Genomic DNA, 19,297 nt, shown 5'->3' with positions numbered 1-19,297 from the left:
TGCCCCCATGATGGCGAGAGCTGAGGACTGACCGTGGCTGTTGGGATCTTGTCGTTCGGAGCGCACATTCCGCGGTATCGGCTCGCCCGCAACATTGTCGGCAAGGCCTGGGGATCGTCGTTTGGAGCGGGAGAGCGCGCAGTTGCCAACTTCGACGAGGATGCCCTGACAATGGCCGTGAGCGCGGCTGAGGCGGCGCTGGCGGCACTCTCCGGCCCGCTCCCGGATGCGGTGTTCTTCGCGAGCAACTCATCGCCGTATCACGAAAAGCAAGGCTCGACCCTGATCGCGGCGGTCTGCGGGCTGCCGCGCACCGCCTCAACCCTCGACGTGACGGGCTCGCACCGCGCCGGCACGGCTGCGCTCAAGAGCGCCTTCGACGCGATCCGGGCCGGTTCCGCGCAGCGGGCGATCGTTGCGGCCTCGGAGGTGCGCGTCGGCGAGCCGGGCTCGGACCTTGAACAGACGACCGGCGACGGGGCTGTCGCCTTTGTCCTCGGTGAGGGCACGCCGCTTGCGACCTTCGACGGGATCTATTCGCTGAGCGAGGAGTTCACCGACATCTGGCGCACTGAGCGCGAGCCGATGCCGCAGCGGGGCGACACCGCCTTTGTGACCGCCTATGGCTACCAGCGTATCGTTCGCGACGCGATCGCGGGAGCGCTGCAGCATTTCGGCCTCGCCCCCAGCGACATCGCCCGGGTGGCCGTCGCCGCTCCCGACCGGCGCGCCTATACGAGCGCGCTCGCCGGCCTCGGTTTTCCCGCCGGCAGCATTCCAGACGACCCGCTCCTCGGCCAGGTTGGCGACGTCGGGTCGGCGTTGCCGCTGCTCCTGCTTGCGTGGGCACTTGAAGATCTGCAGCCCGGCGACCGCGTTCTCGTCGTCTCCTACGGGAGCGGCAACAGCGATGTTCTGCTCTTCCGCGCGACGGACGCGATCGGCCAAGCGACGCATGGGCGCGGGGTGACTGCGGAGATTGCGCAGCGCCGGCCGCTTGAGAACTACGAGCGGTTTCTCGCTTTCCGCAACGTCATCGAGCAGGAGCCGCTCCAGCCCTACTCGTCGCTCGCGCTGCTCTGGAAAGAGCAGAAACAAGACCTGCGGCTCCTTGCCACCCGCTGCACCGTCTGCGGCGATATCAGCTTTCCTCGCCAGCGGATCTGCCGCCGCTGCCGCGCGAAGGATCAGATGGAAGATTTTCCGCTTGGGCGCCGCGGAACGGTGTACACCTTCACGCGCGATCACTTATTCCCCACGCCTGACCCGCCGACTGCGATGCTCGTCGCTGACCTTGACGGGGGAGGGCGCTTCTACGGCCAAATGACCGACGCCCCAGCCTCGCTGGCACGGATTGGGCTGCGCGTTGAACTGACCTTCCGCCGCCTGCACGAGGGCGGCGGGTACTACAACTACTTCTGGAAGCTGCGGCCCATTGATCTCGCCGCAGGCTAGCCTCTCCCTGCGGCTGCCTGCTCGCCTCCCTCTGCTCATGGGCGAGGGCCTTGCGGGAGCGCCTGCCGGCCGCGCCAGCCCGCTACTCGATCTTGACGACGCGGTAGCGGACCCGCCCTGCCGGCGCCTCGACCGAGATTTCGTCGCCCACCCGGCGGTCGAGCAGCATGCGGCCCGTCGGCGAGTTGGTCGAGATGCGCCCAGCGCGGATGTCGACCTCACTGGGCGAGACGAGAACGAAGCGGACCTCTTCCTGCTCGTCAAGGTCGATCAGTGTCACCGTTCGGCCGAGAGCGACGCGCTCCGCCCGATCGGTATGGGTGACGACCTCCGCCATCCGGATCTGCGCCTCCAGTTCGCGGATCCGCGCCTCAACCTGCGCTTGGCGGTCGCGGGCGGCATCGAGCGGCGCATTCTCCCGAAAATCTTTGTCCGCCATTGCCCGCGCCAGTTCTTCAGCGATGAGGGGGCGCAGGGCGTAGAGCGCTTGCAAGTCTGCCTTCAGCTGCTCGAGCCCCTCTGCCGTCATCTGGATGCGCTGAACTTCGCGCACCTCATTCTTGCCGTTCTTGCGTGTCGTCGGCCGGCGGACCCGCACGTGCGCTGCGAGGTTCTCGCTCGTATAGCCGTGCTTCTTGGCGTAGGCGAGCATATCTCGCACCGGCTGAAGCTTGCCCGGCGAGCCGGCGGCGGTCCGGGAGACCTCTTCGACGTAGCGCTCAATATCCGACGGGCGGAGCGAGCGCACCAGCTGGTCGGAGTTGAACCACCGCACGAACCGCAGCACCTCCTGCTGCGCATTCGCAAGATCCTGCGTGCTTACTTTTTTCTGCCGCAGGGAGTCGAGATACTCCCTCGAGAGTTCACCAACGGACTTCGAGTCATTCATCGCTGCTTTCCCCACCTCTGTAGCCAGTATAGCCAGCCATTTCCGCGGGAATCAACGCAGGCGCGGCGGGGAAGTGATGTAGAATGGAGCAGCATATCGGGAGTACTGCCGCATGAATCGCGCCTCGTTGCGCTGTATCGCCTGCGCTGCCTCCTTCCCAACAGACCAGCCGCGCTATCGCTGTGACCACTGTGGCGACCTTCTCGACGTCGTCTACGACTTTGGGCCGATCGACCCCGAAAAGCTGAAGCGGCTCTGGACCGAGCGGCTCGCCTCTCCCAACCCCATCGACCGGAGCGGCGTCTGGCGCTACCGCGAGCTGCTGCCGTTTTATGACGACGAGTCGCAGATCGTCACCTACCCTGAGGGGAACACGCCGCTGCTCGATGCCCCGCGCACCGCGCGCTACTGTGGCCTCAACCGCTTGACCGTAAAGCACCTCGGCTTCAACCCGACCGGCTCTTTCAAAGACAACGGCATGGCGACGGGCGTGACGGAGGCGCGCATCCTCGGCATGACGGCTGTCCTGTGCGCCTCGACCGGCAATACCTCCGCCTCGATGGCGGCCTATGCGGCGCGCGCGGGCATGCTCGGGATTGTGCTGGTGCCCGACGGGCAGATCACGTTCGGCAAGCTGTCGCAGGCGCTCGATTACGGCGCCCTGACGCTGATGGTCGAGGGCGATTTTGACGACGCCCAAGAACTGATGCGTGACGTTGCCGACGAAATCGGCATTTACGTGCTCAACTCGATCAATCCGTTTCGGCTCGAAGGGCAGAAGACAATCGCAATCGAGCTCCTGCACCAACGCAACTGGAACCCTCCCGACCGGATCGTCGTGCCGGGCGGCAACCTTGGCAACAGCTCCGCGATTGGAAAGGGCCTAAAGGAGCTGTACGACCTCGGGTTTATCGATAAGCTCCCGCGCGTCACCGTTGTCCAAGCCTCTGGCGCCGACCCGTTCTATCGGACGATCACGAGCGGCGACCCGACGCGCCTTATCACCGTGCATCCCAAAACGCTCGCGACCGCAATCAAGATCGGGCGGCCAGTCAGTTGGAAGAAGGCGATGCGTGCCGTTGACTGGACAAACGGCTGGGTCACTGAGGTAAGCGAGCAGGCGATTGCGGATGCCAAAGCGATGGTCGGCCGCGATGGGATAGGCTGCGAGCCGGCATCGGCAGCTGCGATCGCCGGGATCGCCCAGCTCGTCGAATCGGGCACAGACACCGCCGTCAGCCCGGATGAAGATGTCGTCGCGATCCTGACGGGAAATGTGCTGAAGGACCCCGATTACACGGTCCGCTATCACCTCGGCGAACTCTACGAGGAGTTCGTCACGGAAACCCGCGTCATCCAATGCTCGCAGCCGATCGCGGGAACGTTCGCCAATCGGCCGATCCGCGTGCCGGCGGACCGGGCCGCGATCATCCGGGCTATCGAGCAGTTCCGGCGAAGCGAAGCTCTCAGCCGCTGACGCAGCCTCGGGACCGCCGCCGCTTCCGCGCCCGCAGACTATCCTGGCGCTTACGGCGCGTCGGCACGCGCTCGGCGTCGCGCGTCTGCGGTGATGGCAGTCGGAGGCGCGCCCGGAACGTTCACCAGCGGGAGGAAGCGCCGATCGACTAGGTCGCTGACCTGAACCTCAATCCGGACCGGCCCGCCAGTGCGCCAGGCGTCCCCCCCAAGCACAATCGCGCCGACATGGGTCCCTCGAGGGAGACCGCCCGTCACTGTGACCGTGATCATCGTCCGCTGGCCGCGTTCGAGCGAGCCCCCGGTCGGCGCGACGGCCAGCCACGGCTGGTCGGGAGCCGCGGTCCATGTCAGCGCGGCGCCGCCGACGTTCTGCAGCGAGAGCGTCACCGTGGAGCCGGACGTCGGAGTGAGCCAGAGGGTGACCGAAGCGGGAATGGGCATCAGATAGCCGCTCAGGCTGACTGTCGTGACCCCGCTCTCTGCCCAAGCGCCGCGATTGCCCGCCCAATCCATCGGCTGAACCCGAAACTGATAGGTCTGGCGGTCGGCGACCTCGACATCCAGCAGGGTATCGGCGATGTTGGAGACGAGCGGTTTCCAGGCTCCGTCTGGCAGCACCCGATACTGAACGTCATAGCTGGAAATGCCGCTGATCGCGTCGCTTCCCGTCCAAGCGAGAGTGAACCACGTGTCGGCGATGACAGGCAGGATCGGCCGGACGATCGCCACCGGCGGCTCCTGTTCCCAACGAGGCATGGCGGCGAGAGCGCTCATCGCGAGAGAGGGAGCTCCGTTGCCTCGAACGAGGGAGAAAAAGCGGTTGGGATCACACCGCACTCGCCACGGGTCAATCGCAAAGTCGAGGTTATAGATGAACATCGGCCCAACCCACGGCCAGTTTTGGTGGGCATAGCGGAAGGCGCGGACAAGGTAGTCGGCTTGGGTCGCCTCGCTGACATGCCATGGCGCGCGGTACGGGTCGTAGGTGGCGAGGTCGCACCGCGGTGCCTCGAAGTTGTGCAGCCAGCCAAATTCGGTGATCCACACGGCCGGGTCGTCGCCGAATTGCTCCGCGATCTTCCGATGATCCTCGGCGCGCCGGAAGTACACGCCGAGCGGCGCCGCGCTGGCCGGCGTCTCCGGCGCGTAGGGCCCGCCATAGGCATGGCTGGCGATGGCGTCGAAGAAGCCTTTTGCGCCATGCTCATAAAGCGCGCGGAGATAGACAAGGTCTCCCCACGCCTCGGCTCCTGTTCCAGCGTCTCCCGTCGTTGCGAGGCCGCCGAGCACAATGAGCGCGTTCGGGTCGGCCGCTTTCACCTTGGGGTAGAGCGCTTTCAGCATCCGCGCATATTTCGCCGGGTCGGGGGGCCGCCCGCCCCATTCGAGGCTCGTATTCTGCTCGTTCCAGATCTGATAGGCCTGGATCTTCCCGCGGTACCGTGTTGCGACGGCGGCAAGGAAGTCGGCCAGCGCGCTGTCATCGAGCGGCGGGGCATTGCGCGCCTCTGTTCCGGTGGCCCAGCTCGGCGGCTCGTCCACGCGCAGCAGGATCCGCATCCCCCGCGAGACAGCGCGCTCGACATCGCCATCAAGACCAGCCCAATTGAAAGAGTGACGGTCCGTCGGCTGTACCGCCTTCCATGACCCGATCACCTTCACCCAGTTGAAGCCGATGCTCTTCGCTCGGTCGAGCCGGTCGGGCGCTGCAAGGGTCATTACGCCATAGCCAATCCCTTTCGCCGGAGCAGGAGGCGGGAGGGGCGCAGCGGACGCGCGCTCGGGCAGCTCGCGCAGCAGAAGGGGGATCAGAACGATACTCACGAGAAGAAGAGCGACGAGGACGCGCACGCGCAGATCTTGGTGGAGAACAGCCAAGCAGTCAACTCGGACGTCGTTCTCTGCCAAGCCTGCCGCGCCTCTGCCCGCTGCTCCACCCGCTCGCACGCTAGACTGCGCCGGAGACTCACGAGGAGGAGCAATGGCAGACCACGCGCTGCTGGAGCGGATCCAGCGAGAACGCGGCTACACCCTCAGCTACCACATTGTTTACGGTCACCTTGAGCCGACAGTGCTCGAAAAGTGGGGCGACCTCTACCGGACGCTCAATCTCGTTCCGAGACGCCTGACCAACCGTGAGCGCGAAATCATCTGGATTGCCCTGCTGACCGCCCAGCGACAGCGGGTGGGCAGCCTCCACCTTGACCGTGCCGTTGCAGCCGGCGTTCCCCCTGAGGAGATGCGAGCAGCGGTTGCGCTCGCCGCCGCGGGCGACGGGTGGACCGCGCTCGCCTTCGGCGCGGAGCACTGGGCTGCTTGGCTCCAGAGCAGCCCGGAGGAGCAGTATCAGCGCTTGGTTGACACCGTTCGCGGAACGATCGAGCCTCGGCTCGCCGACCTCGCGCTGCTGACAGTGCAGGCGATCCATCAGCGCGCTGGCGCCTTTACCTATCATCTCCGCCGTCTGCACGATGCCGGTGCCGCGGAAGTCGAGATTGCCGAAGCGCTCAGCTACCTCCTGCCGACCGCGGGCGCCCCAACGCTGCTCTGGGCAACCGACCGTTGGTTCGACGCCCTCCGCGCCGGCGTGCTTCCTCCCAGCCCGACGTTCGGTGTCGCGAACTTCGAAACGCTGCGCGCCTGAGCCGACCGCTCCCCGCGGCTCCCGAGAGGGCGCTTGCTGGGAATGCCCGGACGACGGGGATAGGCAGGGGGGGTCGGCGCATCTTTGCTGACCTCGACGAGGAGCCGGCGGCTGAGGCCGGGCAGGTCCACCGGGATGACGCGCAGGCCGGCAGCGCCGAGCGGGCGCATCGCCTGCTCAGCAGCAGTAAGTTCGCCGCCAAGGTCGCCGGACTTATGCAGGAGCGCCCGGCCGCCGACCTTGAGGAACGGCACTGTCAGCTCCAGCAGGGTCGGCAGGGGAGCGACAGCGCGAGCGAGGGCCCGGTCAAACTGTTCCCGCAGGTCGGGGCGGTGCGCCGCTTCTTCAGCACGGGCAGCAACGACCTGCACTCCTCCAAGTTGAAGAACCCGCACCGCCTCGAGAAGAAAGGCCGCTTTTTTGCCCGTTGCCTCGATGAGCGTGAGCGCAATCGCGGGCCAGACGATCTTGAGGACGAGCCCAGGGAAGCCGGCGCCGCTGCCGACATCAACCACGGTCTCGGCTCGCTTTGGCTGCCAAACGGCGGCCACCGAGAGCGAGTCCGCAAAATGCCGGAGCGCGATCCCGGTCGGGTCGGTAACGGCCGTCAGATTGATACGCTGGTTCCAAGCGAGAATGAGCCGCGCGTACTGGTCGAGCTGAGCGAGCCGATCGTCGTCGAGCGGCACCCCCAGCGGAGCGACCCCAGCACGCAGTGCCGCCACATCGAAGACCGGCGCGCCGTCCGCCACCGGGCTTAGCGTGAGTCTGGCAGTTGCGCCTTCTCGGGAATGACCTCACGGCCGTTGTAGGTGCCGCAGTGAGGACAGGCGCGGTGACTAAGCATGGGCTGACGACACTGCGGACAGGGCTGCAGTTGGGGCTTCGTCAGATGGTGGTGGCTCCGGCGACTCAACTTGTAGGAGCGCGGAGTTTTCTTCTTCGGAACAGCCATCGATTACTCCTGAAGGTGCAGCTGCCAAAGCGCTGCCCAGCGCGGGTCGACGGGCGCGTCGGCGCACCGGCAGGCGGTTTCATTCCGGTTAACGCCGCAGGTCGGGCAGAGGCCAGCGCACTCGGCGTGGCAGAGCGGCTGGATCGGACGCGCCATCACCGCATATTCGCGGATCGCATCGCTCAGGTCGAGCAGATGGTTGTGGTCGATCAGGAAGGGGTCGTCTTCAGGGGGCAGGGGAAGCGGAAAACCGGACACTGGGTCGATGGTGGGATAGAACACTTCTTCGAACGTAATGGTGAGGGGATGCTCAAACAGCGCAAGGCAGCGGCTGCACTCCTCAATCGAGTGGAGGCCGGCAACGACCCGCGCAAGGACCCCCTGGTTGGTGCGGAGCAGTTCGACCGAGCCGGTCACCGCCGTCCGCTGCCGGCGGTCGTCCACGCCGCTGATGTCCCCTTCCACGGGAAAGTGGCGGGTTTCCCCAACAGGACTGCGAAGAAACTGCGAAACGTTGTACTGCATTGTGATCGAGGGTGTTCTCGCCTCCGCCGGCGAGAACGCGCTTTCGTCTTCTCACCTCAAGAGGAAGGAGAGCCGGGGCGCACCCCGGCTCTTTGTCAAGTGTAGCCCGAGGCGGCTATTCGGTTCAACCGCGGCCAGCACCTTGCTGCACCTGTTCAATATAGCGGCGAAGCTGACCTTCCACCGACTCAATCTGCGCCAGCATCCGCCGGATAACGTCGATCGAGTATTCGTCGGCTTCGCGGCGGGTTGCTGCTGCGTCGGCGTTCGCATCGGCCTCGATCAGCTGGGCAGAACGCTGCGCCTGCGCAATGATCTCTTGGGCGCGCTCCTGGGCCTGGCGCACAATGTCGCTCGATTGCAGCCGCTGCTCGATCTCCTCGCGCGCGGCGGCCAGCATCGACTCCGCTTCAGCTCGCGCTTGCGACAAAAGGAGGTCGCGCTCTTCGAGGATCCGCCGTGCCTCATGCATCTCTTTCGGCACCGAGATCCGCATCTGATCGATGAGGTCGAGCAGCTGGTCAGGGTCGACGATGATTTTGCCAAGCCCGGGCACCCGGGTGCCCTGGGCGACCAATGCTTCGAGACGGTCGATCAGATGGAGAATGTCCACGGCCGTCGCCTCCTCTACCGCCGCGCCAGCTTCTCGACGATCGCCCGTTCCACCGGCTTCGGCACGTAATTGCCGACTGGCTCGCCGAGCGCCGCCAACTCTTTCACCCGGCTGGAGCTGATGAAAGAATATTCAAGAAGGGTCATCAAAAAGACCACTTCCACGTCTGGTTCGAGAGAGCGGTTCGTCATCGCCATATCGGCCTCGTAGAGAAAATCCCCCAGCGCCCGGATGCCGCGGACAACGACACTGCAGCCAAGGCGGCGCGCGGTGCGGACAGTCAGGCCGGTGTACGATTGGACGTGGACATTTGCGAGCCCTCGCTCCATGACCGCCGCTTGAAAAAGGGCCACGCGCTCCTCCGTCGAGAAGAGCAGCTGCTTCGGAGGAGCATCGTAAACGGCGACGATCACCTCGTCGAACAGCCGAGAGGCGCGCTCGGTGACGTCGAGATGGCCATTCGTCACCGGATCAAAGGTCCCGGGGTAGAGGGCACGGACCACCGCTCACTCCCCACGCCGAAATAGTGAGACGCAGGTGTCGCCATGGCAGCGCAGCGTGACACGCCGCAACCGCGGCGGAGCTGGGGCTGGGTCGCGCTGCCGAGAATGTTCGAGAACGATAACCGTTTCCGGCCCCACCACCGGCGAGCCGGCAAGCTCGGCCAGTACCGCGTCGACGTCAGGATCGGCGTACGGCGGGTCGAGGAAGATTATAGAGTAGGGGTCTGTCAGCGTTGCGAGCGCCGACCGAACCGCTTGGCAGCGGACAGTAGCCCGGTCGGTGAGGCCGAGCCGGCGCAGGTTCTCCGCTATCGTGCGGCACGCCTCGGGATGACGCTCGACAAAGGTTGCGTGCCCCGCCCCCCGGCTGAGTGCCTCGATGCCGAGTGCTCCGCTCCCCGCGTAGAGATCGAGCACGCGCTCCCACGTCTCCGCTTCGCGCTCAAGCAGGTTGAAAATGACGCCGCGCAGCAGGTCGGAGGTGGGCCGGGTCGCGCCAGTCTTGGGAACAAGAAGCGGACGTCCGCGGCAGGTGCCGCCGGTCACCCGCACGGCTCTAGGAAGGACGCTCGACTAAGGTGATCTCGAGCGTGCGCTCGACGCCGTCGCGATACACCTTGAGAGGAACGCGGTCGCCGACCCGCAGTTTCTGGATCACATCCGCCAGGCTCCGCGTAGCATCGAGCCGCTGGCCATTCAGTTCGGTGATGATATCTCCTTGGCGCAGCCCGGCGCGCGCTGCCGGGCTGTTCGGCTCCACCGCCGGCAGCCGCGGATTCTCCGAGTAGATCACCACTCCATAATCGATCGGCAGTCCTTGCGCCGCCGCTACCGCTTGGCTGTTCGGCAGATAGCGGATCCCGAGCCACGGCCGAACAACGCGATTTTGTTCAAGCGCTGACGCCACGATCGGTTTGGCGCTGTTGATCGCGATCGCGAAGCCGATGTTCTGGGCGCGGCTCGCAATCACGGTGTTGATGCCGATCACTTGGCCAAGAGCATTGACGAGCGGGCCGCCGCTGTTGCCGGGGTTGATCGCGGCGTCGGTCTGGATCAGGTCGTGCAGCGGCTCCCCCCGGTTGGTCTGGTCAGCTTCGATTGTCCGGTTGACAGCGCTCACCACGCCGGCGGTCACGCTATTCTGATAGGAGCCGAGGGGGCTGCCGATCGCGATCACCAACTGCCCCGGCCGGAGCCCCGAGGAATCGCCGAGCTCCGCAGCAGGATAGTCGCCGTCGCGCAACTTGACAATCGCCAAGTCGGTCAGCGGGTCCAGCCCCAGCGTAGTCGCCTCGACCCGACGGCCGTCGGCCAGCACTGCCACAATCTGGCGGGCACCTTCGATGACGTGTTTGTTCGTCAGGACATAGCCCCGGCGATCGAAAATCACCCCCGACCCGAAGCCGCTGATCTCCCCCGTGCGGTAGAAGGAGATCCGGTTGCTGGTCTGCAGAGTGACCACCGCCGGTCCGACGCGCTCGGCGGCTTGGATAATCGCAGACTCTTCTGTCAGCCGGAGCGCAACATTCACCTGCGCCGCCGGCGACCGGTCGATGACCGCCGGCCGATACCCCACGAGCGGCGGAACGAGGATCGCCGCGGCCGCGCCCGCCGCGCTTCCGACGATCAGACTGATGAGGGCGACGAGGCCGAGCTGATAGCACCCCGGTCGACCAGACTGCATGTGCGCGCTCCCAGCAACTGAAATGGTAGCACCGATCGCATCAGGCCGCCGTGCAGGAGAGCCCGGCCGCTAGGGGGCGCCATCGGCTCGGCGGAGCGCCGTCATGTCGATCGTCGGGCCGAGCCATTCCAAGCCGCCCATCACATTCATCACGTGGCCGGTGATATAGGCTGCATCCGGCCCGACCAAATAGGCGACCGCTCCCGCGATCTCCTCCGGCCGACCATAGCGCGGGATCGGTTGCTGCGCGAGCAGGGTCTCCGCCATCGCCGAGCGCGGCCGCCCGCTCTCGGTCAGGTGGGGGGCGACGATGTTCGCGGTAATCCCGAGGCGGCCGTACTCGAGCGCGACCGTCTTCGTCAAGCCGATCAGGCCGGCTTTCGCCGCCGCGTAGTGGGCGAGCCCCATCACCCCGAACTGCCCTGCCGAGGAGATAGAGACAATCCGGCCGTACCGCCGCTCGACCATTGCCGGGAGAACCGCGCGGGTGCAGAGAAACGCTGCTGTCAAGTTCAGATCGAGCACCTGCTGCCAGTCTTGGAGGCGCGTGTCAGCAACATATGCCGGCCGGCCGGCACCCGCCACGCGCACGCCCCCGGCATTGTTCACCAGGATGTCCAACCGACCATGACGCGCAAGAATGCCGCTGACCATGTCGCTGACTGCCGCTTCATCGCGGACATCGGCAATCGCCACCTCAGCATGTCCTCCTGCCGCCGCAAGCGCGGCCGCGAGCTGCGCAGCTTTGGCGCGGTCGCGTCCGTTGATGACGACAGCGGCTCCCTCGCGCGCGAGACGCCGCGAGATCGCCGCCCCGATCAGCCCCGCGCCACCGGTGACAAGCGCCACCTGTCCCTGCAGCGACCCGGTCATCTTCGTCTCCTCACTCGCCGTGCTGGCCCGGCGCACACGTGCGGGCGCAGGTCGCTTCCCAGCCCCGTCGGTCCACGCCTGCGTTCTTCAGGATAGAGAAGAGCGCCCTCGGCAGGTAGCCCAAGGAGATGAACGGCTGCGGCGCCGACGATGTGCTCCGGCATCCTGCTGTAATACGCCCTGTGAGAGAGGCGCTCCTTTTCGTTCCCGCTATCGAGGCGGACGCGCCGTGCCAGAGCGAATTTGGCTCCTCCCGGAAGCAGCCCCGGATTGCAGAAGAGCGCCCGACAACTCTGGCGCGGCACAGCAAGCCGCGGGAAATACTGACCGCCCCTCGGCCGGCGAGTCGCTTCCCGCTGCCGTCGTCTCGGTCAGCATGTGCGCTGATGGCGCTCCCTGGTGCGGCCTTTTCACACGTTGAGAACGGAGTGAACCTTCGGCCATTGACCGCAGCAAGAGCGGGATCTCCGCGCTCTTTCCGCCTCGTTTTCGGAGCAGCAGCGAGAATATTTCGTCGCATCGAGACGAGATGTTTTGCGCGCCGTACGCTGTATATCGTCAGATCGTTGTTGCGTTGCGGAGATGCGCCCCAATTTCGAAAGAGAGGAGCGCTCTCCTCTTCACCCTTTTCCCTTTTGACAATCGGTTCTAGAACGGCTTTGGTATACTGACGACGAGAGTCATTGCCGCACCAGCCAATAGCGCAGGCAAAGGAGGAGCGCGGTGTCTTTGCGAACAGGAGTGAGCAGATGACGACGGAAGCCCTTCGTCCCGGCCAGCAATTCCGTCCCGCAATCGAACGGAAAGACCGTTGGTGGGTCGAGCCGCTGATCTCCGGGCTCGTCTTGGTAGCGTTTGGTCTCTATGCCACGTGGGCAGCCCTCTTCGGCAACGCTGGGTATTACGCGGCGCCCTATCTCTCGCCGTTCTACTCGCCGTGCCTAGTGGTGACGTGCGAGCATGTGAGCTTGCCGCTCTTTGGAGCGTGGTGGGCGTTGTCGCCAGCCATTCTGATCCTCTGGGTGCCGCTCGGCTTCCGGACTACCTGCTACTACTATCGCAAGGCGTACTACCGGGCGTTCTTCTGGTCGCCTCCCGCCTGCGCAGTGCCGGACGCCAGAAAGCGCTACAGCGGGGAGACGAAATTCCCCTTCATCCTTCAAAACCTCCATCGCTACTTCTTCTGGCTGTCGATCCCTATCCTCGTCTTCCTCTGGGTCGACGTCTTCATGGCGTTCAACTTTGACGGGCGCTTCGGGATCGGCTTGGGGACTGTGATCCTTGCGGCGAACACGACGCTGCTCACGCTCTACACGGCGTCGTGTCATGCCGGGCGGCATCTCTGCGGTGGGGGCCTTAAGCAGTTCTCGTCGGCGCCGGTCCGCTTCTCCCTCTGGAAGATCGTCAGCCGCCTCAACGAGCGACACATGCAAATCGCGTGGGTCAGCCTCATCGGCGTCGCGCTGACCGACCTCTACGTCCGGCTTCTTGCCGCCGGCATCATCAGCGAACCACGGTGGGTGTTCTGATGGATGTCACTGCTCGCTACGAGACTCACGAATACGATGTCGTCGTCGTCGGCGCCGGGGGCGCCGGGCTGCGCGCCGCGATCGAGTCCGCCGCTCTCGGCGTGAAAACCGCCATTATCTGCAAATCGCTCCTCGGCAAAGCGCATACGGTCATGGCCGAGGGCGGGATAGCCGCCGCGCTTGGCAATGTCTGGCCGGAAGACAACTGGAAAGTGCACTTCCGTGACACGATGCGCGGCGGGAAGATGCTGAACAACTGGCGCATGGCGCAGATCCACGCCATGGAAGCGCCAGACCGCGTCCTCGAACTGGAGTCGTGGGGGGCGCTGTTCGACCGGACGAAAGATGGGCTGATCCTCCAGCGCGACTTCGGCGGGCATCGCTACGCGCGCCTCGCGCATGTCGGCGACCGGACCGGCCTCGAGATGATCCGGACTTTGCAGCAGCATGCGATTCACCAGCCGATCGACATCTTCATGGAGATGACAGTGCAGCGGCTGCTGCTTGACGGCGGCCGGATTGCCGGGCTTGTCGCGTACTGGCGCGCGAGCGGCGAAATCGCGGTGTTTCGCGCCAAAGCCGTGGTGCTCGCCACTGGCGGCACTGGCCGGGTCTGGAAGATCAACTCCAACTCCTGGGAGTCGACAGGGGACGGCATCACGCTCGCCGCAGATGCCGGCGCCGACCTCATCGATATGGAGATGGTCCAGTTCCATCCCACCGGTATGGTCTGGCCGCCGAGCGTGCGCGGGATCCTCGTCACCGAAGGCGTCCGCGGCGACGGAGGCACCTTGCGCAACAAAGACGGCGAGCGGTTTATGTTCCGCTACATCCCGGAGTATTTCAAGGCGGAGACCGCCGACAACGAGGCCGAGGCCGACCGCTGGTACGAGGATAAGAAAAATAATCGCCGGACGCCCGACCTCCTGCCTCGCGACGAAGTCGCCCGTGCGATCAATGCCGAGGTGAAAGCCGGGCGCGGCAGCCCGCACGGCGGCGTCTACCTCGATATTGCGACGCGGCGTCCCCCGGAGTACATCAAGCGGCGCCTCCCCTCAATGTATCACCAATTCCTCCAGCTCGCCGGCATCGATATCACGAAAGAGCCGATGGAAGTCGGGCCGACCTGCCACTACATCATGGGCGGGGTCCGAGTGGACGCCGAGACTACCGCCGCGACGGTGCCCGGCCTCTTTGCCGCCGGCGAAGTCGCTGCCGGCCTCCATGGCGCAAACCGTCTCGGCGGCAACTCGCTCTCAGACCTGCTGGTCTTTGGACGGCGCGCCGGCCTCGCCGCCGCTGAATATGCCAAGTGCGTCAAGACCCTGCCGGCGCTTGACCCCGCTCAAGTGCAGGCGGCGGTGGCGGCGATGCTTGCCCCGTGGGAACGCCACGAGGGAGAGAACCCGTACGCCATCCATGCTGACCTGCAGGACCTGATGCAGACCCACGTCGGCATCATCCGGACTGAAAGCGAACTGCTCATCGCGCTCGAGGAGATCGCCAAGCTTCGCCATCGGCTCAGCCGGGTCGCTGTCAGCGGCAGCCGGATGTACAACGCCGCTTGGCACCTCGCCCTAGACCTGCACTCCATGCTGACCGTCGCCGAGGCGACGACCCGCTCCGCCCTCGCACGCAAAGAGAGCCGCGGCGGTCATACCCGCGAAGACTATCCCAACGCCGATCCCCAACTCGGCAAGGTGAACTTTGTCACTCGGGTGCGGAATGGCGAGTTCACGGTCACGCCCGAGCCGCTGCCCGAGATGCCGGATGAACTGAAGAAGTTGTTCGAGGAGTCGCACTGATGCCGACCGTCAACTACACGATGCGCGTCTGGCGTGGAGACGCCAGCGGCGGCGCTTTTCACGATTATGTCATGCCGGTCGACGAAGGAATGGTGGTGCTCGATGTCATCCACCGCATTCAAGCGGGCCCCCAGCCTGACCTTGCCGTGCGTTGGAACTGCAAGGCCGGCAAATGCGGCTCCTGCAGCGCCGAGATCGACGGCAAGCCGCGCCTGATGTGCATGACGCGGATGGATCAGTTTCCGGCCGGCGCGACAGTCACCGTCGCCCCGCTGAAAACCTTCCCGATCATCCGCGACCTCGTCACCGACGTCTCGTTCAACTACGAGAAGGCGAAAGAGGTTCCCCCCTTCAAGCCGAAGCCGGTCGACCCCGACGGCAAGCGGCGGATGTACCAAGAAGACATCGATCGCTTGCAGGAGTTCCGCAAGTGCATCGAATGCTTCATGTGTCAAAACGTCTGCCACGTCATTCGGGACCACGAAGAGAACAAGAAAGCGTTCTCCGGTCCGCGCCTCTTCCTCCGGTTCGCCGAACTGGAGATGCACCCGCTCGATACCAATGACCGCATCCCGCTCCTGCGCTATCAGGCGGGGCTTGGATTCTGCAACATCACCAAATGCTGCACCGAGGTCTGCCCCGAGCACATTCACATCACCGATAACGCCATCATTCCGCTGAAAGAGCGCGTTGTCTCGCGCTACTATGACCCCGTGGCATGGGTTGCCCGCAAGCTGACGGGGCGCGGTACGTAGCGCGAGGCAGGGGGCCGGCAGCGCGCGCAAGGACGCTGCGGGGCAAGGGAGAAGCATGACAGACCCCGGCTTTCTTTTCGGCCCGGGGCCGCTTGGAAATTGGGACGACGACCGGGCCTCCAGCCCGGGCGTCCGCCACGCCGCCGACGGCTATCGGATGTGGTATTACGGCCGCGAGCGCGGTTTCCCCGGCGTCACCCCCGAGAATGAGCGCAGCGTCATCCCGATGGGGCGCACCGGTCTTGCGATCTCGCGCGATGGGGTCCAGTGGCAAAAAGTCTCAGGACCGGGGTTCCGAGGCTCGGTGCTCGACCCCAACCCGCAGCCGGGCTGCTTCGACTCGTTCCAGGTCGGCGGGACGGACGTCCTGCTGTGGGAAGGCGAGTACCGTCTCTACTATCAAGGCGGCTGGCAGAGCGAAGGTCTTGTCGGCACGCAGCGGCGCAAGGGGTTCCCGCTCAACGTCGGGCTGGCGGTCTCCCCCGACGGGATCCACTTTCGCCGCGTGCCAGGTTCCTTGCCGGGCGGCGCGATCCTCGCTCACGGTGCTCCCGGGGAGTGGGACGAATGGTACGCCGGCTTTCCCCGCGTCACCGTCCTGAGCGACGGCACGTTCCGCATGACCTATTCCGGGGCGGGCCGAAACGGTCCCGCGATCGGGATGGCCGACTCCCCAGACGGGTTTCACTGGGAGAAACGGGGGCCTATCTTTTTCCCCTCCAGCGACGAGGCAGCGTTCGATGCGCGCTCGGTCGGCTCCCGCTCGATCGTCGCCTACCGCGGCCGGCTGCTGATGGTCTACGAAGCGATCGACGCCGAAGGACGGTTTCGGCTCGGCATGGCCGAAGCCGATGAGTGGCAGTCGTGGCGCCGGGTCGCCGGCCGCGGCCCGAAAGGGTCGCTTATCGACTACGGCGCTGCGGGCTCGTTTGACGAGCGCGCAATGGGAACGCCCTACCTTGTGCCGGAGCCGGACGGCTCGCTCAAGCTGTATTACGTCGGGTTCAGCGCTCAAGGCGTGTCCGGGATCGGGCTGCTCGTCTGCGAGGGAGACGATATCACGCGCTGGGAGCGCTACCGCTAGCGGAGGAGGGAGCGATGCGCTTCTCGATCTACCTGAATCCTCAGACCCCCGGACCGGACGATGACGGCCGCGTTATCGACGAGGTGCTCGGGCAGGTCGATCTCGCGGAGCGGCTCGGTTTCAGCGATGTCTGGCTGACCGACCATCAGTTCACCGGCTACAACGCTTACTCCGAGCCGATCACCCTTGCCGCCGCGATCAGCCAGCGCAACCGCTCGCTGCGGATCGGGTTTGCGGTCGCCGTCCTCCCGCTTCGCCACCCCATCACCTTCGTCACTGAGTGCAACCTGCTCGACCAGTTGTCGAAAGGCCGCTTGGTCGTCGGCATCGGCGCGGGCAACTCGCCGGATGAATTCGCCGGGTTCGGCTTCTCCGCGAGCGAGCGCCATGCGATGATGGAGGAGTTTCTCGCTGTAATGGAACAAGCGTGGAACGCGCCGCCGGAGGGATTTCGGTACGACGGGCGCTACTACCGAGGCGTGGTGAACGGCCGGATTATCCCCGCCCCATATCAGAAGCCGCATCCGCCGATCGCGTACGCCTCGGCGACCCCCGCTACCCTCGAGCGTATCGGCCGGAAGGGATGGTCGCTGCTCGCCGGCCCCCACGACCCGGACAGTCTCGCAAGCCGCCTGTATTACTACTTCAAGGGCCAAGACGAGGCCGGGTTGGACGAGGCGGCGCGCCAGCGGGCTCTCGATCACACAGGCTTCAACCGTCAGATCTACGTCGCTGAGCCCGGCGAGGACTGGCTCGATACGCTCGGCGACGCGATCGAGGTCTATCTCCGCAAGAGCGCGAAAGCGAATGTCGGCATCGACGACCTCTCCAAAACCGACCTTGAGCAGCGCAAGATCGGCTACCTCAAAAACTGGCTCATTGCCGGAACTGCGGACGAAGTGATCGAGCGTCTTCGCCCCTTCGCCCGCCTCGGCTTCCGCAATCTGATGTGCTGGTTCGCCTTCGGCCATCTCGAGGACCGGATCGTGCGCGCTTCGATCGAACGGTTCGCGACGCGCGTTCTGCCCGTGCTGAAAGAGACCCCGGTCGATGAGGACTGGATCGCCCGCATCCGCGCCGGCGAGGTGACCGGGAGGACCCGCAACGTCGACTCCCCGGCCGAGCCGCTCCTTCCGACGCAGCCGATCCCGTAACGGGCGCTAGATCCCCAGCAGCCTGCTCGCGATAACGAAGTAGATAAGCAGGCCGGTGCCGTCGACGAGGGTCGTAATAAATGGGGTCGAGACGACCGCAGGGTCGATCCGGGTCCGGCTGATCAGCAGGGGCAAGAGCGAGGAGACGATCGCCGCCCAGAGAACGATGGTCACGGTCGAAAGGGCAACAACCGGGCCGATCTCGACCCCGACCCCCAAGGTCCAGGCGCGGATGTAGGTCGCTATCCCCATCGCAGTGCCGAGCAGCGCCGCGACCCGCACTTCGCGCCAGAGGACGCGCCCGAGGTGACCCAGATTGACTTCGCCCATGCCGAGCGCTCGAACGAGGGTCGTCACGATTTGCGATCCGGCATTGCCGCCGGTGCCGATCAGCATCGGGATGAAAAATGTCAGCGCCACCACTTGGGAGATCGTCTCCTCGAACGCCGCGATCACCGTTCCGGTGTAGGCGCCGCCGACAAAGAGGATGAGCAGCCAAGGAAGCCGCTTTCGGACGAGATGCAGGATCGATGCCCGAAGATACGGCTCTTCGAGCGGTTGCGAGCCGCCGAGGCGCTCGATGTCCTCTCCTGCCTCCTCCATCAGGACGCTAGCGGCGTCATCGGCGGTGATAATGCCGACAAGGCGGTCCTCCTCGTCGACGACCGGCAGCGCGAGGAGCCCGTACCGGTCGAGGAGGCGAACGGCTTCCTCTTGGTCGGCATCGACGCGGGTCTTGACGATCTCCGTCACCATGAGGTCGCGGACCGGGGTCTCCGGCCGAGTGAGGACGAGATTGCGCAGGGAGAGCACCCCGAGCAGCCGGTTCGTTGCCGGGTCGGTGACGTAGATGTAGTAGATTGTCTCCGCTTCCTCCGCCACGGCGCGCAGCGCGACTAAGGCCTCATCGGCAGTGAGATCGGGACTGATCGCGACGTAATCTGTCGTCATGATCCCGCCGGCGCTGTCCGGCGGGTAATTCATCAGCCGGCGTAACTCCTCGACGTCATGGGGGTTCATCTCGATGAAGATCGCCTCGGCATCATCGTCCTCGAGTTCGCCGGCAATGTCGACGGCATCGTCGGGGTCCATCTCTTCGAGCAGCGCCGCTGCCTGGGCGCGGCTCAGTTTCCCCAAAAGCCGTGCCGCGTCGGCAGGATCGAGCTCGGCAACGATCTCCGCGAGCGCGTCATCCCCCAGCCGGCTCAACAGCTCGGCGAGTTCGCTCGGGCTCCGGCTGAGCAGGTCTTCTGCGAGCTCCTCGCGCGGCAGCGCGCGCAGCGCCGCCACGTCAGTATTCTGTGCTTGGACCAAGCGACACCTCGAGAAGGTGGAACGACATTTCCCTGG

18 protein-coding genes and 1 pseudogene are annotated in these 19,297 nt (G+C 65.3%); 8 read left to right on the top strand and 11 right to left on the bottom strand.

Features of this window, described 5'->3' with window-relative positions; translation table 11 throughout:
- Positions 1-33: 33 nt before the first annotated feature.
- On the top strand, positions 34-1,455 hold the full coding sequence (locus tag NZ773_01170) for an OB-fold domain-containing protein (protein ID MCS6800544.1): 1,422 nt from the start codon (positions 34-36) through the stop codon (positions 1,453-1,455).
- Positions 1,456-1,537: 82 nt separating this feature from the next.
- Here the strand turns inward: NZ773_01170 and NZ773_01165 are convergent, their stop codons facing one another.
- On the bottom strand, positions 1,538-2,344 hold the full coding sequence (locus NZ773_01165) for a transcription elongation factor GreA (protein MCS6800543.1): 807 nt from the start codon (positions 2,342-2,344) through the stop codon (positions 1,538-1,540).
- Positions 2,345-2,456: 112 nt separating this feature from the next.
- Here NZ773_01165 and thrC point away from each other — a divergent pair, with 112 nt between their 5' ends.
- Entirely contained in the window at positions 2,457-3,821 is a 1,365-nt protein-coding gene (gene thrC, locus NZ773_01160; protein ID MCS6800542.1) for a threonine synthase, read from the top strand.
- A gap of 50 nt (positions 3,822-3,871) precedes the next feature.
- Here the strand turns inward: thrC and NZ773_01155 are convergent, their stop codons facing one another.
- The gene (locus NZ773_01155) at positions 3,872-5,731 is read right to left on the bottom strand and encodes a cellulase family glycosylhydrolase (GenBank protein MCS6800541.1); all 1,860 of its coding nucleotides are present in this window, start codon (positions 5,729-5,731) and stop codon (positions 3,872-3,874) included.
- 73 nt (positions 5,732-5,804) lie between these two features.
- Between NZ773_01155 and NZ773_01150 the strand changes: the two genes are divergently transcribed.
- Positions 5,805-6,467, top strand: coding sequence for a carboxymuconolactone decarboxylase family protein (locus NZ773_01150; protein MCS6800540.1), 663 nt, complete (start codon positions 5,805-5,807; stop codon positions 6,465-6,467).
- 134 nt (positions 6,468-6,601) lie between these two features.
- Here the strand turns inward: NZ773_01150 and rsmG are convergent.
- The 8 genes and pseudogenes from rsmG to NZ773_01110 all read right to left on the bottom strand — a co-directional run bounded on the left by rsmG (position 6,602) and on the right by NZ773_01110 (position 11,620).
- Positions 6,602-7,156 (bottom strand): annotated as a pseudogene (rsmG, locus tag NZ773_01145) (16S rRNA (guanine(527)-N(7))-methyltransferase RsmG).
- A gap of 68 nt (positions 7,157-7,224) precedes the next feature.
- Entirely contained in the window at positions 7,225-7,422 is a 198-nt protein-coding gene (rpmF, locus tag NZ773_01140; GenBank protein MCS6800539.1) for a 50S ribosomal protein L32, read from the bottom strand.
- A 3-nt stretch (positions 7,423-7,425) separates the two neighbouring features.
- Positions 7,426-7,947, bottom strand: a complete 522-nt coding sequence (locus NZ773_01135) for a DUF177 domain-containing protein (GenBank protein ID MCS6800538.1) — start codon at positions 7,945-7,947, stop codon at positions 7,426-7,428.
- 124 nt (positions 7,948-8,071) lie between these two features.
- A complete protein-coding gene (locus NZ773_01130) occupies positions 8,072-8,560 on the bottom strand; it encodes a hypothetical protein (GenBank protein MCS6800537.1) in 489 nt (162 codons plus the stop codon).
- Between the two features lie 14 nt (positions 8,561-8,574).
- A complete protein-coding gene (gene coaD / locus NZ773_01125; protein MCS6800536.1) occupies positions 8,575-9,063 on the bottom strand; it encodes a pantetheine-phosphate adenylyltransferase in 489 nt (162 codons plus the stop codon).
- Positions 9,064-9,066: 3 nt separating this feature from the next.
- Positions 9,067-9,615, bottom strand: coding sequence for a 16S rRNA (guanine(966)-N(2))-methyltransferase RsmD (rsmD, locus tag NZ773_01120; protein MCS6800535.1), 549 nt, complete (start codon positions 9,613-9,615; stop codon positions 9,067-9,069).
- Positions 9,616-9,619: 4 nt separating this feature from the next.
- Complete coding sequence (locus NZ773_01115; GenBank protein MCS6800534.1) at positions 9,620-10,747, bottom strand: trypsin-like peptidase domain-containing protein; 1,128 nt, start codon at positions 10,745-10,747, stop codon at positions 9,620-9,622.
- 69 nt (positions 10,748-10,816) lie between these two features.
- Positions 10,817-11,620: an SDR family oxidoreductase gene (locus tag NZ773_01110; protein MCS6800533.1), complete on the bottom strand. Its 804-nt coding sequence runs from the start codon at positions 11,618-11,620 to the stop codon at positions 10,817-10,819.
- Between the two features lie 749 nt (positions 11,621-12,369).
- Here NZ773_01110 and NZ773_01105 point away from each other — a divergent pair.
- The 5 genes from NZ773_01105 to NZ773_01085 are packed head-to-tail and all read left to right on the top strand — an operon-like array spanning position 12,370 to position 17,947.
- Positions 12,370-13,149: a hypothetical protein gene (locus NZ773_01105; GenBank protein MCS6800532.1), complete on the top strand. Its 780-nt coding sequence runs from the start codon at positions 12,370-12,372 to the stop codon at positions 13,147-13,149.
- Positions 13,149-14,954: a fumarate reductase/succinate dehydrogenase flavoprotein subunit gene (locus NZ773_01100; protein MCS6800531.1), complete on the top strand. Its 1,806-nt coding sequence runs from the start codon at positions 13,149-13,151 to the stop codon at positions 14,952-14,954. Before NZ773_01105 ends, NZ773_01100 begins: the two co-directional genes overlap by 1 nt.
- The gene (locus tag NZ773_01095) at positions 14,954-15,709 is read left to right on the top strand and encodes a succinate dehydrogenase/fumarate reductase iron-sulfur subunit (GenBank protein MCS6800530.1); all 756 of its coding nucleotides are present in this window, start codon (positions 14,954-14,956) and stop codon (positions 15,707-15,709) included. Before NZ773_01100 ends, NZ773_01095 begins: the two co-directional genes overlap by 1 nt.
- 55 nt (positions 15,710-15,764) lie before the next feature.
- On the top strand, positions 15,765-16,793 hold the full coding sequence (locus tag NZ773_01090; protein ID MCS6800529.1) for a glycosyl hydrolase: 1,029 nt from the start codon (positions 15,765-15,767) through the stop codon (positions 16,791-16,793).
- Between the two features lie 14 nt (positions 16,794-16,807).
- Positions 16,808-17,947, top strand: a complete 1,140-nt coding sequence (locus NZ773_01085; protein MCS6800528.1) for an LLM class flavin-dependent oxidoreductase — start codon at positions 16,808-16,810, stop codon at positions 17,945-17,947.
- Positions 17,948-17,953: 6 nt separating this feature from the next.
- Here the strand turns inward: NZ773_01085 and mgtE are convergent, their stop codons facing one another.
- The gene (gene mgtE / locus NZ773_01080) at positions 17,954-19,237 is read right to left on the bottom strand and encodes a magnesium transporter (GenBank protein ID MCS6800527.1); all 1,284 of its coding nucleotides are present in this window, start codon (positions 19,235-19,237) and stop codon (positions 17,954-17,956) included.
- Positions 19,238-19,297 lie beyond the last annotated feature (60 nt).

It is taken from the genome of Dehalococcoidia bacterium (assembly GCA_025054935.1).
Classification (GTDB): domain Bacteria; phylum Chloroflexota; class Dehalococcoidia; order SpSt-223; family SpSt-223; genus JANWZD01.
This window is presented reverse-complemented; position numbering and strand designations above follow the sequence as displayed.